The following is a 13,520-nucleotide window of genomic DNA, read 5'->3' as shown; positions in this document are numbered from 1 at the left end:
CCCGGAGCTTCCCTGTCTCCCCCGGGTGTCAACCACCTATCCTTACCGGGGAATGACACGAGAATGAAGCTTTGTATCAGGGCTTCCAGCCCGGTGGGCGGAACACATATCCCAGCGCTTCGCGCAGAGATCGAGCAGAAGCGAGATCCCGGAACAGGCCGGGAATTTCGGAAACCCAAATCGAGAGCGGGTTGACGCTGTCATAGTCACGCGCCAGTCCATATTTGGGTGTTTCTTCCTCTTTCTGATACGTGCCGAAGATCTGATCCCAGATCATCAGGATGCCCCCGTAGTTTTTGTCGATGTATTTCTCGTCGCAACCATGATGGACCCGGTGGTTGGACGGTGTGTTCAAGAGCCAGTCGAGCGGGCCCAGCTTGCCGATGATCTCCGTATGGATCCAGGTTTGATACGCCAGAACGATGATGATGCCTGCGAACACGATCTCGGGCGGAAAGCCGATCAAGATGAGGGGGAAGTGCAGTACGGCTGACAGGGCGCTTTCGAACGGGCCAAACCGCACGCCGACGAGGATATTCATGTGCCGTGACGAATGATGCACGGCGTGTTGGGTCCACATGATACGGATTTCATGAGCCAGGCGGTGTTCCCAGTAATAGATGAAATCTGCAGCGATCAGCCCTAGCGCAATGACCCACCATGTCACCGGGAAGGTCCAGCTGACCCAGGCGTCTGCGGCCAGGACAAACCCCACATAGATGAAACCCATCAGGAAAATTTCCACGGCCAGAAACGGGATCTGTGTTGAAAGACTGGCCAGCATGTCGAGCGCCTTGTGGGCCGACATCTTGCGCTGAAACAGGGTTTTCACGGTTTCGATCAGCAAGATTGCAAGACCGATCAACAGGAAGGCGTCATCAAAACGCGCGGCAAATTGTGCAAGGGATTCGAGAGACATCTATGTGTCCTTTTAAGGTTCGATAGGCTGTGAATGGGTCAAGGTGGACCAGGCGAGATCGCAGGCCTGGCGGGAGGTCAGTTCGCCAGCCTCCATGGCCGACCAGGCGGCCATCAATACGGCGTCGAAACAGCGCTTGTGCCAGTCCACCGGAATGGTGCGGGACAGTCCGTTTTCCTCGACAACCTGCGTGATCAACTCGCGCAATTCCCGGTCTTGCCTATCGAGCTCGGCCTGGACGTCGGGGTGGTTATATCCGGTTTCCCGATTGAGAAAGGCAAACCGATCACCAAGGGGGATCAGGGTGTCGAGACAGGATCTAAGGGCCTGGGTATAGGATTGGGCGCTCTGGCAGGCTGCATCGACAGCGTGATCCATATCGTGCAGCGCTGCCTGCGTCAGAGACAGGATCAGATCATCCCGCCCTTTGAAGTGCCGATGAAGCGTGGCGCGACCCACGCCGGCCAAATCTGCAATCTCCGCCAGGGACGTATCTGGTCGTGACGGGAGCGTGTTGAACGCCGCGGCAAGAATAGCGTCGCGGGAGGAGAGGCGTTTGGTGATCTTCATGAGACATATGTGTCTCATTTGAGCAGCATGAGTCTAATTAAATTCCGTACACAATACGGGCGGTCCCGTGGGTTGAGCCCGTGTGACCGCTACTCGCCGAGTAGCTGACCTTCCGCGAGGAGGTGAAGAAGAGAGCTGGCGGTCATTCTTGCTGGATCGAGTTTGTCCTGACCGGAGTATTTAAGGACCAGATTTCGGTTGTCTTCGGTGTCCGCGAAATAGGCCATATGCCAGGCGTGAAAGAGGCGGGTATCGACCCCTTCGCAGACGGACAGTTCGATATCAAAATGTCGGGGGTCTGATGCGATGCGATGATAGGTGTGTGAGACGGCATGTCTGCCGCCCTCCAGGACCTGGACAAAATAATCGCCGTCAAACCACAAGGCGCCTGTGATGTGGTTCTGTTTGTTATAGGTCCGCGCGGATCGGAGGATCTGCTCCACATCGATCTCGTGGGCCGGCGCGCTTTTGGAAAAATACACCAAGCGAGTCAGAAACATGGCACATTCCTTTGGGTCTGCTTGATCGCATGAAACCGGGTCGTCCCGGTTACGTTAGCTTGTGCGATGCAACCCGATTCTGGAAGAGGTGTGTTTTCTTCAGACGCGATATGTCGAAATCACACGCGACGCACTCGCTTGTGAGGTGACGTCAGCGGCTCCTGATTTCCCTTGGCGTGAGAAATTTTCAACTCTGCCGCCGACACGAAGTGTTGGGTCTGAGCGAGGGAAGACACCATGAGTTTTGAGACAATCGACGTCGTCAGCCAGGAGCTGTCAAACGCGCTGGAGACAGGCATTACGCTGTACGCACCTTATGCCCTTGGCCTGGGTGGTGCGGAAGATGTGGTCGGATTGACCGCGCGCTTTGTTGTCGGGGTGATGTTCCTGGTGGCCGGCTATTGCAAATTGTTCAGCCCGGCCCGAACGGAAATCATGTACCAGACCTTGGTGGCCGCCCGTATTCCCTTTGCCCGATTGAACACCTATTTCGTGTCGTTCAACGAGCTTGTTTTCGGGTTTTTGTTCACCATCGGTGCCCTGACCTTGATGTCCGGTCTGGTCCTGGCAGCCATCACGCTGGTCGCCTTGATGACGGTGGGGCGTCACCACATCGAGAAGGGCGGTTTCATGTTCACCCTGTCTGGCTATCTCTATAATTCCGAGGTCATGATCCTTGTCATGATCGGGTTGGTGGTGTTTGCGGGGCCAGGACCGCTGAGTGTGGATGCGATGCTCTGGCCCCGTTTGGCAGGCTAGTCCTGGGACAGGCGCGCTTTCACACGTCCGCTATCGATGAAGACCACGATCACGGTCAGCAGATAGATGGCCGCAACGGCGGCGGGCAAAATTGTGATCTGGTCCAAGGGGCTGCCCAGATGCCAAATGGCAAAGACGATCACGGCGCGTATGATTGCGTGTCCCGCAAACACGGGGAGGCGAGCATAGGACCAGCCGATCACCGGCCAGTGCAGGGACATGCCAATCGCCAGGATCAGTGGAAAGAGATGTTCAGCCGTCCACAAGGCGGCAATGGCCATCGGCCAGAATAACAGCATGGAGATAAAGGCGGGTACGAGCACGCCTGTGACGGCCGTGCGATCCTTCATGAAGGGGTTTTTGAACAGGGCCGCATACATCAGAGCCAGCGGGAAAATGAGCCCCGAGCCAAACAAGGCCGCCCAGTACCAGGTTTCTGCGGGCAGGACATAGCCGATTACGGCCAGCAGGGCCCAATATGTGGTCCCGGCCAGCGGGATGGGAAAACCGCCACGCAAACGGGCATAGGCGGACCGGCGCTCGGCGAGGAGCGCAGCGTGCAGATCACTCATGAGTATCTCCAATAAAGCTCGCGAACGGCCCGATTCCGTTCTGGGTTGAACACAGTTTGAGTGGGAAAATCTGGACGCTATGTCAAGGCTTCGACGGCGTCATCCGTTTGGCGTGTTGCATGACACGTTCCAGCCCATCGAGAAATGCCGACCTGTCCCGCGGTGAGAAGGGGCGAGCACCGGATGTGGCCTGGCCGGTTTCGCGCAGATCGGTCATCAGATTGCGCATGGCGAGTGCGCTTCCGATATTGTCCGGCGTGAAGGCTTCGCCGCGATGGTCTATCGCCAGTCCGCCTGCCTTGAGGCATCGATCAGCCAGGGGGATATCACCGGTGACGCACACATCGCCCGGGCCAATCTGTTCGGCAATCCAGTTGTCCGCCGCATCTGCGCCCTGGTCGACAATGACCAGCCGGGCCCAGGGTGAGTTCGGCCGACGCAATCCACCATCGCAGACCAGTATGATTTCGGTGCGATGACGTTCACCCACGCGTATGGCCTCATCCTTGACCGGACAGGCATCGGCATCGATGTAGAGTGTCATCAGATCTCGTCGACCAGGGCGAGCATGGAATCCAGATTGGCGGCGCCCAGCTTGCGACAGCGCTCCGGCGACCAGCCCTGTTCCGGTTCGGGGAGATCGGCATTGTCCTTGAACGGCATTTCCAGCGTCATGGCCAGGCACGCGAAAGTCTGGGTGAGGTAATTGGTGCAGATGGACAGGTCGGCTTCGCCCGGTGCGTCCACATCATAGCCAAATTCAGTCTGGAAATCGGGCGTGATGGCTTCCAGCGCCGCCTTGTAGTGGTCGAGCAATTCCTGTTGCTGCTCGGTAAAGTCCGGCGCACCTTCACCCCCGGCGATGAAGTTGTACGGCAGAGCCTCATCGCCGTGCACATCCAGCGCGAGGTCCATACCCGTTTCGCGCATGCGATTGAGCACGTGATAGACTTCGGGTGATGTGTCCGGTGTCGCCTTGTCCCATTCGCGATTGAGATTGATCCCGGCAGCATTGGTCCGCAAATGGCCGCGTTTGCTGCCATCCGGGTTCATATTCGGCACAATGTGGAAAACAGCATGGTCCAGGATCACCCGTGCAACCGGATCATCACGGTCCAGCAGGCGGGCCAGAAAGCCTTCCATCCACCACTCGGCCATGGTTTCGCCGGGGTGCTGGCGGGCGGTGATCCAGATGGTTTTCTTGTCGTCACCGGGTTCGCCAATGGTCAGGAGGTCCAGAGGCTGTCCGTCCAGGCTCTCCCCCAGCACCTCCAGGCGAACGCGGTCCTGGGACTGGGCCCAGGCGATGAGGTCCTGATGGCGCTCCATCGGGTAGGGCGCGAAATAGGCAAACCAGATCGTATCCCGTTCCGGCGTGTGGCGGAGGATCAGGCCGCGATCGGCGACATAATCCGTGTCGATCCGGAACCAGTTTTCCCGATCATAGCTGGCACAGGCCTGGTAATCCGTCCATCCGTCCAGATAAGCAGCACCGGCTGCGTTTTCGAGGATCAGGGTCAGGTCCTGATGACGCGCACCGGTCACACGGAAATAGAACCATTGATAAAAGTCGGACTTGTTGTCCTTGCGGATCTCCAGCCGGATCGCGTCCGTGTCACTGGCGTCGAGAACGCGGATGTTTCCGCCGTCAAACTGGTCCGTGATGTGAAGCGACATGGGGATCTCCATCGGGGTTGTCGCCCTCCGGTAGGCCATGCCGCCCCACACTGTCCAGCGCGATCTCAGCCCTGTGACGCAAGTGGCGGGGTTGAGGGTCGAGATCGCAGCGCGGTCCAGCCTCGCCAGGCCAGCAGAACCGCGAGAATACCGCCATGAATCCACGGACCGGGTTGGTGACCCTTGACCATGAATCCGTAGTGGAAAATAGCCAGAACCGCGAGCGGATAGACGCTGTAATGCAGGCGTTGCCACACCCGCGCGCCCAGTGTGCGAATCGCCGTGTTGAAGGAGGTGATGGCGAGCGGGATCAGCAGAATGAAGGCCGCCATGCCGAGCGTGATATAGGTGCGCTGAACCACATCCTCCCACAGCCCGAGCCACATGCCTGAGCCGCTAAAACCGGCCGCGACATACAGGTCCAGCCCCATATAGGCGATAACGTGCAGGAGCGCGTACCAGAACGCGGCCAGGCCGATCCGTCGGCGAACCAGCATCAAAGGAAGCCATCCCGTCAGATCGCGAATGGGTGTGACGGCCAGCGATATCAGGAGAATGCGAAGCGCGGTGTCTCCGAGAAACCGGTGCGTGGTTTCAATCGGGTTGAAGCCGAGTGCATTCTCCATGCCCAGCAGCAGGAACGCCCACTGGGCGATTAACCACAGACCGGGAGCGGCCAGCAGCCAGAAGGCGACGGGTTTGAGCCAGGACCGGCCGAAGCCGCGCAATGGGGATCTGCGTGCCATCAGTGATTCCGGATCAGATCCATGCCGTCATACAGGGACGCGACCTGGGCCTCATACCCGTTGAACATCTCGGTCTCGCGCCGGGCGAACAGGCCGCCACCGATCACGCGTTCACTGGCCTGGCTCCAGCGGGGGTGAGCGCGATTGGGGTTTACATTGGAATAGAAGCCGTACTCACGCGGTGCGGACTGGTTCCAGCTGGTTTCGGGTTGTGTGTCGGTGAAGACAATACGGTCGATCGATTTGATGGATTTATAGCCATACTTCCACGGGACAACGAGACGGATTGGGGCTCCGTTCTGATTGGGCAGTACTTCGCCATAAAGCCCAACCGCCAGGAAGGCGAGCTCGTTCATCGCCTCATCCATGCGCAGTCCTTCGCGATAGGGCCAGTCGAGGACCGGAAAACGGGTGCCCGGCATTTCCAGTATGTTCTGATACGTGAAGAACTGGACATAACGCGCGGTGCTCGACGGTTCAAAACGGCGCAGGACATCGGCGAGAGGGACGCCAATCCAGGGGATGACCATGGACCAGGCCTCCACGCATCGCAGGCGGTAAATGCGTTCTTCCAGCGCATCCTGGTCAATCAGGTCGTCCAGAGAATAGCTGCCGGGGCGTTCTGCCAGACCTTCGACTTCAATCGACCAATTGTCGGTGGTCATACGGTGCGCATGGCGCGCCGGGTCGTCCTTGCCCAGACCGAATTCGTAGAAGTTATTATATCCGGTCACTGCGTCATACGGTGTGAGATCATCACTCAGGGTATAGCGTGTGGCGCGGGCGTTCAGCGCCGGATTCTCGCCGGGCCCGGAGGTCTGGCCCAGCGCCGGTGCCGCCAGTGACGAGGCCGCGACCATCGACGCTCCACCCGCCATGATCTGGCGCCGGTTCAGATAGTCGGTCTTCGGGGTCACCAGGTCCGTCTTTAATTGCCAGGGCGCATCGGGCCGCTTGATCATGAGTGTTCTCCACGCGAAATCATCTGGCGCCTGACAATAGGGCGATTTTTCGCGATGTCTCTAGCACCGGCACGAATGTGAGCCCTTTGTGAGCCAGGCCCATGGCGGTGTGATCTGTCGTGATCTCGGCGCCCTCGGATCAAGTCGCACAATCGTTCAAGCGGTGCCCGGGCTGGCGGGCCAGTATGCCTCTGCCTATGTAGAGACGGCGTGTCCGCCACTCTCATGTCCGGCGTTCACATTGCGATCGCCCCTTCGGCACTTTTGGTGCGTGTTCACACGGAGACAGATATCATGACTGTTCAATCGATTTCCCTGGCTGAAAAACACGCCGCCTTCAGTGAGTATTGGTCCCCCAAACGTATTGCGCGTCTGGATGATTACGAATTGAAACTGGCCAAGGGTTCGGGACGTTTCGACTGGCACAAGCATGACAATGAAGACGAGATGTTTCTGGTGACCCAGGGGGAGCTGGTGATCGAGATTGAACACCAAGATCCGGTCACCCTGGGCCCGGGCGAGTTGTGCGTGATCCCCAAGGGCGTGCGACACCGCCCGATCGCAGAAACGGGTGATGTCCACATCCTGCTGATCGAGCGCGCGGGGGTCGTCAATACCGGCGACAATGCCGACAGTGATCTGCGCCAGGAGATTGTCGACCTCTAGGCACCGATCCGGGCCCGCCGCGCGACCTGGTCAGAGAAGACCAAATTGCTTCAGCGCGGCCCGCGCGATGGGCTCACCCCATTCCTGCAGGAAATGACCTCCGTCCGCGACTTCTAGGGGCGGCGGGCAATTGCGGATTTGGCTGTGCAGCCAATGCATGGCGGGCGGTCCGAGCACAGGGTCCTGCATGCCAATCGCCATGAAACTCTCGCCCTGCCAGGACTCCCGCCAGAAGGTCAGGGCCGCTTTTCCGGTATTCACGCCTTCCATGTCTTTGTCTGTCTGGACGAGTTGCGGGAAGCGGCGCACACCCGCCTTGTACTCCGGACCGGGAAAGGGCGCATTATAAGCCGCGATCTCGTCCTCGGTGAGAATGGGCGTGGCCCGCTTCATCAGCCCGCCCACATCAAAATCCGGCGAATTCGCGACATAATCCCGCCAGGCGTTGAAACCATCCCCCGCCGGACGACCAATTCCGATCGAGGTATTCATCACGATGAGGCGTGAGAAGCGCTCGGGATAGTCCATGGGCAGGGTGAGGCCCAGCAAACCGCCCCAGTCCTGGCAGACGAGTGTGATGTCGTTCAGGTCCAGACGTTCGATGAAAGCCTTCAGGGCGTTGCGATGGAAATGAAAACTATAGTCTTCATCCCTGACGGGCTTATCCGAGCGTCCGAAACCGAAAAAATCCGGTGCGATCACGCGCCATCCGGCCTCGCGAAACACCGGTATCATTTTGCGATAGAGATAGGCCCAACTGGGCTCGCCATGCAGGCACAGCGCAACAGGCGCGTCTTTCGGCCCCGCATCAACATAGTGCCAACGCAGCCCCTCATACCCGTTCAGATCCTCGATATAGTGAGGTGGATAGGGCCAGTCTGCCAGATCCTGGAAACGTGCATCATCTGTTCTTACACTGTCCATATCGTCATCCCGTCTTTTTTGTGAATCCTTTTTATGGATCAAATCTAGTGCCTAAAGGCGAGGGCGGCCAGTCATCCTGTTCAAGAAATGATGAGGGACGGGGCAGAACGCTCCCCCGGATTGATTTCCTCGTTTGAGGAGATTGAAACTTTAGGTCGGGCCTGCTATCTGCCAGAGACCCTGTCGCGCATAAATTTCGTGTGTGAAATATATAGATCGGAGGAAGTCCCTATGTCGTCCAACGCGTTTGATGTCATCGTCATTGGTGGCGGGCCCGGCGGTTATGTGGCTGCGATCCGAGCCGCTCAGCTGGGCATGAAAGCCGCTGTGGTCGAACGCGAACACCTGGGCGGCATCTGTCTCAACTGGGGCTGTATTCCGACCAAGGCTCTGCTGCGCACCTCCGAAGTCTATCACCTCATGCAACATGCCGGCGATTTTGGCCTGAGCGCCGGTGAGATCGGTTTCGATATCGATGCCATCGTGAAGCGCTCGCGCGGCGTGGCCGGGCGCCTGTCAGGCGGTGTGGGCATGTTGCTCAAGAAGAACAAGGTCACCGTTATTGATGGCGAGGCGACGCTGGAAAAAGGAACGGGTGCGCCTGTCGTTGTCGTGGGCAAGGATCGTTACACCGCCAAGCACGTAATCCTCGCGACGGGCGCTCGGGCGCGTACGGTGCCCGCTGCCGGGCTCGAGCCGGATGGCAACAAGGTCTGGACCTACAAGGAAGCCATGGTGCCGACCAGCATGCCAAAATCCATCCTGGTCATTGGTTCGGGCGCGATCGGCATAGAATTCGCTAGTTTCTACAAAACCATGGGCGCAGATGTGACCGTGGTTGAAATGATGGACCGCGTCCTGCCGGTCGAGGATGAAGAGATTTCGGCCCTGGCCGCTAAGGCGTTCAAGAAACAAGGCATGTCACTGATGACCGGTGCGCAGGTCGAAAAACTCGACAAATCCGGTGCCGGTGTGAAGGTTCATGTGAAGACCAGCAAGGGCAAGACCGAGATTGTCGAGGTCGAGAAGGTCATTCTCGCCATCGGTATTGTCGGCAACGTAGAAAATCTCGGTCTTGAAGCGCTGGGCGCGAAGATCGATCGCGGTCATATCGTGAATGACGGCTATGGCCGCACGAATGTGCCGGGCCTTTATGCCATCGGTGATGTGGCCGGACCGCCCTGGCTGGCTCACAAGGCCTCTCATGAAGGTGTGGTCTGTGTCGAGAAGATCGCTGGACATAATGTGCACGCCTTCGATAAATCCAACATCCCTGGGTGTACCTACTGCCATCCGCAGGTCGCCTCTGTGGGCCTGACCGAGGCCAAGGCCAAAGAGGCCGGGCATGAGGTGAAGGTCGGCCGTTTCCCGTTTGTCGGCAATGGCAAGGCCATCGCCCTGGGGGATGACCAAGGGCTTGTAAAAACGGTCTTTGACGCCAAGACCGGCGAGCTTCTGGGGGCTCATATGATCGGTGCCGAAGTGACTGAACTGATCCAGGGCTATGTGGTTGCCCGTCAGCTGGAAACGACGGAGGCCGAGCTCATGCATACGGTCTTCCCGCACCCGACCCTTTCGGAGATGATGCATGAGAGCGTGCTCTCGGCCTATGGCAAGGCGCTTCACATCTGATTCAACGCGGTGATCGGGTGTCGCCGGGAAATCATCAGCCCGGCTGCATCCAATCCTGGCTTGGCGCGCATCACAAGTCTCAAGGAAGGGACGCGGGGTCCCGTAACCGGGAGATCTGAGATGAAAGCATTTGCCCTTATCCTGCCCATCAGTGCCCTGGCCGTATCGGCGTGTACTTATTCCACGCATGGTCCGGCCGAGCATCGTTCTGTCGAAAGCGCGGGCATGGTCGCCTCTAAGACGGTCCATGTGGGCGGTGATGCGGAGTTTGCGGGCATGTTTGTCCGGGCTGATGGTGAAGTCGGAGACGACCTCTCGCTGGAAGGTATGTCTGTTCGGTCGAACGCGGATGTCGGTGGCGATCTCTATGCGGCCGGTGCCCGCATCCGCTTCACAGGATCTGTTGCCGGACGCGCCCGGGTAGAAGGGGCTCTTATCCATCTGGACGGACAGTTTGGTGAGCGCCTCGAGGTGACCGGAGCGCGCATGACCATTGATGGCCGGGTTGAGGGTGAAAGCCGTATTCATGGCGCTCGCATGGAATTGCGCGCTCGGTTTGAGGGTCCTGTTACGGTGATCGGCGAGGGCACAAATGATGAGGGCAATGGCCGAGCTATTCTCTCGGGTTATTTCGCGGAACCGCTGACAGTCTGCGCGGCTGAAATCGATATCGAACGCAGTGCCCATTTCGCCGGCGGTCTGACTCTGATCACCGATGATCGTGTGGCCAATATGCCCGGCGATGCGACGCTTGAAGCGCTCAATGGTCGCGATTGCGAACGCGTTCTTTGAGCGCAAACAAAACCTGAAATGACAAAAGCCCGGGTCATGGCCCGGGCTTTTATGCATTGTAGTCAGTGACCGTGTGGCAATCGGTCTGGTGGAACGCGGTTGGTCAGGCCGGTTCCGAGGCGGGTTCCTGCGTCAACTCAATCGCCATGGTCTGGACCTGGCCGTAATTGGTCTTGCCCGTGCCCAGAACCGGGATATCGTCGACCTGGAAAATCTTGCGCGGAATGGCCAGTTCGTTGATGCCGTGGTTCTTGGCAAATGCGACCAGATCGCTGCGGCTGGCATTCTGGCAATCGGTCAGCAGAATGATCTGTTCGCCCTTGCGCTTGTCCGGCAGGGCGACGGCGGCGTGCATATTGTCAGGCCAGAGCGAGTTTGCGCAGTTTTCAACCACAGCCAGGGAGACCATCTCCCCGCCAAGCTTGGCAAAGCGTTTCACCCGGCCACGAATGGACAGGAAACCATCACTGTCGATCGCGACAATATCACCCGTGTCATGCCAACCTTCGCGTGGAGGTTCGAGCTCGAGTGGGGCGGACGGACGGATATAGCCCTTCATGATATTGGGGCCGCGAATATGCAGCTGGCCTCCATCTTCAATGCCTTCAACCGGCACGAGCTTGGCTGAACACCCCGGAAGCAGTTTGCCGACCGTGCCCGGACGATTGTTTTCCGGCTGGTTTACCGCCAGCACAGGCGCGGCTTCGGTGAGGCCATAGCCTTCCACGATCTCCAGATCGAAACGGCGGCGCAGGGCCACGCGCGTCTCGTCTTTCACTCGTTCAGCACCACACACGGCCATGCGCAGGGATGACAGATCATCCTTGTCTGCCACGCGCGCATACTGGTTCATGAAGGTATCGGTCGCGAACATGATGGTTGAACGCGTTTCTGCGATGCGCTTGACGATGGTCTTCGCTTGCAGTGGTGTCGGGTGGCACACCGTGGGAACGCCCAGCCCGATCGGCACCAGAACACCGCCGGTCAAGCCGAAACAGTGGAAGGTGGGCAGGGGGTTGAACAACACATCGGTCGGCAGGATTTCGATGGTGTCGCGCACCTGTTCCACATTGGCCAGAAGATTGGCATGGCTGAGTACGACACCCTTGGGATCGCCTTCAGTACCGGAGGTGAACAGATAAACCGCGGCGTCATCCGCATCGGTCCGGGAGGCGACAGCCCAGGGCAGGACGGAGCCGGCGAGGGCGGCCAGCTTGTCGACCAGGCCGAGATTTTCACGCACATCCTCAAGATAGATCATCTCGTGATCAGCCCCGAGCGCTGTTTCCAGAGCATCGAGTTCGCCCAGTTCGATGAAACGGTGGGCGGTCACAACCCGCTTCGCCTTACAGGCCGTCATGGCGGCCTTCAGGGCTTTTTCACCGGCGGTGAAATTAAGCATGGCGGGCACACGGCCATAGGCCGAGATCGCATAGAAGGCGATAATGGCGCCAAGCCCTGTGGGCAGAAGGACCGCGACGGCCTCTCCCGGTTCCGTACCTTGTTTGAGCGCGTGACCCAGGGCGAAACTGGCCTTGATTAACTCGTCATAGGTCAGCTCGCGACCGTCCGCATCGATGATCGCGGTGCGCTTGCCGCCATAACGACGTTTGGCATCGAGCAGAGATGCAAAGACCGGCTTGCGAATCCGGCGCTCATCCAGGTCAGGGCCAAAATAGATCGTGCTTTCGTCTCCGGCGGCCAAGGCTTCCGGAGCCGACATAGCGGTGAACTCTTCCGCCATACAGTCCTCCCGTGTACCGCTCTATTGCGGCAACATTCATTGGGACCAAATATGGACCGCAGCTGACGCAAGGGAAAGGGTAGGCTTCATTCACACGCAGCCCAATCGGTCTTTCTTCTCGTGAATCAAAAAATATTTATCGATAAACAAAAAATCGCTTGATATCGAAAATCGATAATCCTATGATAGGACTCACGTTGGGGAGCGTTTATTTTTGGGCTGGTTCATAATCCGGCCCGGTGTGAGGAGCAGAACATGCGCCAATCCATGGGCAAATTTGCACTGGCTAGCGTTGCCGTCCTGGGTGCGATCAGCCTGTCCGGCTGTGTGATCGTTGTGGCCGACGATGATGATTTCGATCATGACTTCAAGGCCAGTTTCAAGGACGGCTATCGTGTCCTGGATCGCGATGGCGATTATTCGACAATTGGCGGAGATCTCGATCTTCGCGGCCGGGTCGGCGGCGATGTCAGCCTCCTGTCCGGAGACGTAAACGCGGATGACCTCCAGGTGGGGGGCGATGTGTCCATTGCCGCAGGCGATGTCGATTTTTCCGGCTCTGTTGCCGGCGAAGCCTCTGTCGCAGCCGGTGATGTGGTTTGGTCTGCCGATACGGGCGGTGAATTGTCCATCGCGTCCGGTGATTTGAATGTCAACGCTCGTGTGGGCGGAGAGACGTCGCTGGCAGCAGGCAGTATGAATATTCGCGGCGAGTTTCGCGATAGTTTCACCGCAGAGGCTGCACGCATCACGTTCGATGCGGAAGTCTTTGGTGACACCACTTTGGTTGCCGGAGATGATTTCCGTCCGCGTCGTCGTGACGCCGATTATGGTCGAGTCGAACTGGATGGTCATTTCCATGAGGACCTGACGGTCTGCGCCATTGATGTCGACCTCTCAGACAGCCTGCGGGTTGAAGGTCGCCTCGAGATCTGGGCCGAAGAGGCGCCGGATCAAAATGGCTCCATGTCCGACGTTGTTTTCCATGACCGTGATGGACGGGACTGCGACGACCTTCTGGACAACGCCTAGAACAGGATATTTGTTTAACCTGATC

15 protein-coding genes are annotated in these 13,520 nt (G+C 58.4%); 5 read left to right on the top strand and 10 right to left on the bottom strand.

Annotated features, from left to right (window positions below; translation table 11 throughout):
- Nucleotides 1–76: 76 nt before the first annotated feature.
- From RMQ97_RS06980 to RMQ97_RS06970, 3 genes are all read right to left on the bottom strand, one after another.
- Nucleotides 77–919, bottom strand: a complete 843-nt coding sequence (locus RMQ97_RS06980) for a sterol desaturase family protein (protein WP_413660138.1) — start codon at nt 917–919, stop codon at nt 77–79.
- A 12-nt stretch (nt 920–931) separates the two neighbouring features.
- Nucleotides 932–1,489, bottom strand: coding sequence for a TetR/AcrR family transcriptional regulator (locus tag RMQ97_RS06975; protein ID WP_413660137.1), 558 nt, complete (start codon nt 1,487–1,489; stop codon nt 932–934).
- A gap of 89 nt (nt 1,490–1,578) precedes the next feature.
- Entirely contained in the window at nt 1,579–1,989 is a 411-nt protein-coding gene (locus tag RMQ97_RS06970) for a BLUF domain-containing protein (RefSeq protein WP_413660136.1), read from the bottom strand.
- Between the two features lie 237 nt (nt 1,990–2,226).
- Between RMQ97_RS06970 and RMQ97_RS06965 the strand changes: the two genes are divergently transcribed.
- Nucleotides 2,227–2,748 carry a DoxX family protein gene (locus RMQ97_RS06965; RefSeq protein ID WP_413660135.1) on the top strand — a complete coding sequence of 174 codons (522 nt, stop codon included), beginning with the start codon at nt 2,227–2,229 and terminating at the stop codon, nt 2,746–2,748.
- Here RMQ97_RS06965 and RMQ97_RS06960 read toward each other — a convergent pair.
- From RMQ97_RS06960 to msrP, 5 genes are all read right to left on the bottom strand, one after another.
- Nucleotides 2,745–3,320, bottom strand: a complete 576-nt coding sequence (locus RMQ97_RS06960) for a DUF7010 family protein (RefSeq protein ID WP_413660134.1) — start codon at nt 3,318–3,320, stop codon at nt 2,745–2,747. The two genes, RMQ97_RS06965 and RMQ97_RS06960, sit on opposite strands and share 4 nt — an antisense overlap.
- Before the next feature lie 82 nt (nt 3,321–3,402).
- Complete coding sequence (locus tag RMQ97_RS06955; RefSeq protein WP_413660133.1) at nt 3,403–3,864, bottom strand: YaiI/YqxD family protein; 462 nt, start codon at nt 3,862–3,864, stop codon at nt 3,403–3,405.
- Nucleotides 3,864–4,997: a M14-type cytosolic carboxypeptidase gene (locus RMQ97_RS06950; protein WP_413660132.1), complete on the bottom strand. Its 1,134-nt coding sequence runs from the start codon at nt 4,995–4,997 to the stop codon at nt 3,864–3,866. The genes RMQ97_RS06955 and RMQ97_RS06950 overlap by 1 nt, the downstream gene beginning before the upstream one ends.
- 65 nt (nt 4,998–5,062) lie before the next feature.
- Complete coding sequence (locus RMQ97_RS06945) at nt 5,063–5,743, bottom strand: sulfite oxidase heme-binding subunit YedZ (RefSeq protein ID WP_413660131.1); 681 nt, start codon at nt 5,741–5,743, stop codon at nt 5,063–5,065.
- Nucleotides 5,743–6,705 (bottom strand): protein-methionine-sulfoxide reductase catalytic subunit MsrP, encoded by a 963-nt coding sequence (gene msrP / locus RMQ97_RS06940; RefSeq protein ID WP_413660130.1) that lies wholly within the window; start codon nt 6,703–6,705, stop codon nt 5,743–5,745. Before msrP ends, RMQ97_RS06945 begins: the two co-directional genes overlap by 1 nt.
- Nucleotides 6,706–6,996: 291 nt before the next feature.
- Here msrP and RMQ97_RS06935 point away from each other — a divergent pair, with 291 nt between their 5' ends.
- Entirely contained in the window at nt 6,997–7,371 is a 375-nt protein-coding gene (locus RMQ97_RS06935) for a cupin domain-containing protein (protein WP_413660443.1), read from the top strand.
- A gap of 30 nt (nt 7,372–7,401) precedes the next feature.
- On the opposite strand, the gene RMQ97_RS06930 is transcribed toward RMQ97_RS06935, so the two are convergent.
- Nucleotides 7,402–8,295 (bottom strand): haloalkane dehalogenase, encoded by an 894-nt coding sequence (locus RMQ97_RS06930; protein WP_413660129.1) that lies wholly within the window; start codon nt 8,293–8,295, stop codon nt 7,402–7,404.
- A 231-nt stretch (nt 8,296–8,526) separates the two neighbouring features.
- Between RMQ97_RS06930 and lpdA the strand changes: the two genes are divergently transcribed.
- Complete coding sequence (gene lpdA / locus RMQ97_RS06925; RefSeq protein WP_413660128.1) at nt 8,527–9,927, top strand: dihydrolipoyl dehydrogenase; 1,401 nt, start codon at nt 8,527–8,529, stop codon at nt 9,925–9,927.
- 120 nt (nt 9,928–10,047) lie between these two features.
- Entirely contained in the window at nt 10,048–10,719 is a 672-nt protein-coding gene (locus tag RMQ97_RS06920) for a hypothetical protein (RefSeq protein ID WP_413660127.1), read from the top strand.
- A gap of 103 nt (nt 10,720–10,822) precedes the next feature.
- On the opposite strand, the gene RMQ97_RS06915 is transcribed toward RMQ97_RS06920, so the two are convergent.
- Nucleotides 10,823–12,463 carry an AMP-binding protein gene (locus RMQ97_RS06915; RefSeq protein WP_413660126.1) on the bottom strand — a complete coding sequence of 547 codons (1,641 nt, stop codon included), beginning with the start codon at nt 12,461–12,463 and terminating at the stop codon, nt 10,823–10,825.
- A gap of 255 nt (nt 12,464–12,718) precedes the next feature.
- Here RMQ97_RS06915 and RMQ97_RS06910 point away from each other — a divergent pair, with 255 nt between their 5' ends.
- A complete protein-coding gene (locus tag RMQ97_RS06910; RefSeq protein ID WP_413660125.1) occupies nt 12,719–13,495 on the top strand; it encodes a hypothetical protein in 777 nt (258 codons plus the stop codon).
- The last annotated feature ends 25 nt before the right edge of the window (nt 13,496–13,520 follow it).

The sequence above is a fragment of the Maricaulis sp. D1M11 genome, from assembly GCF_047308265.1.
In the GTDB taxonomy this organism is placed as follows: Bacteria; Pseudomonadota; Alphaproteobacteria; order Caulobacterales; family Maricaulaceae; genus Maricaulis.
This window is presented reverse-complemented; position numbering and strand designations above follow the sequence as displayed.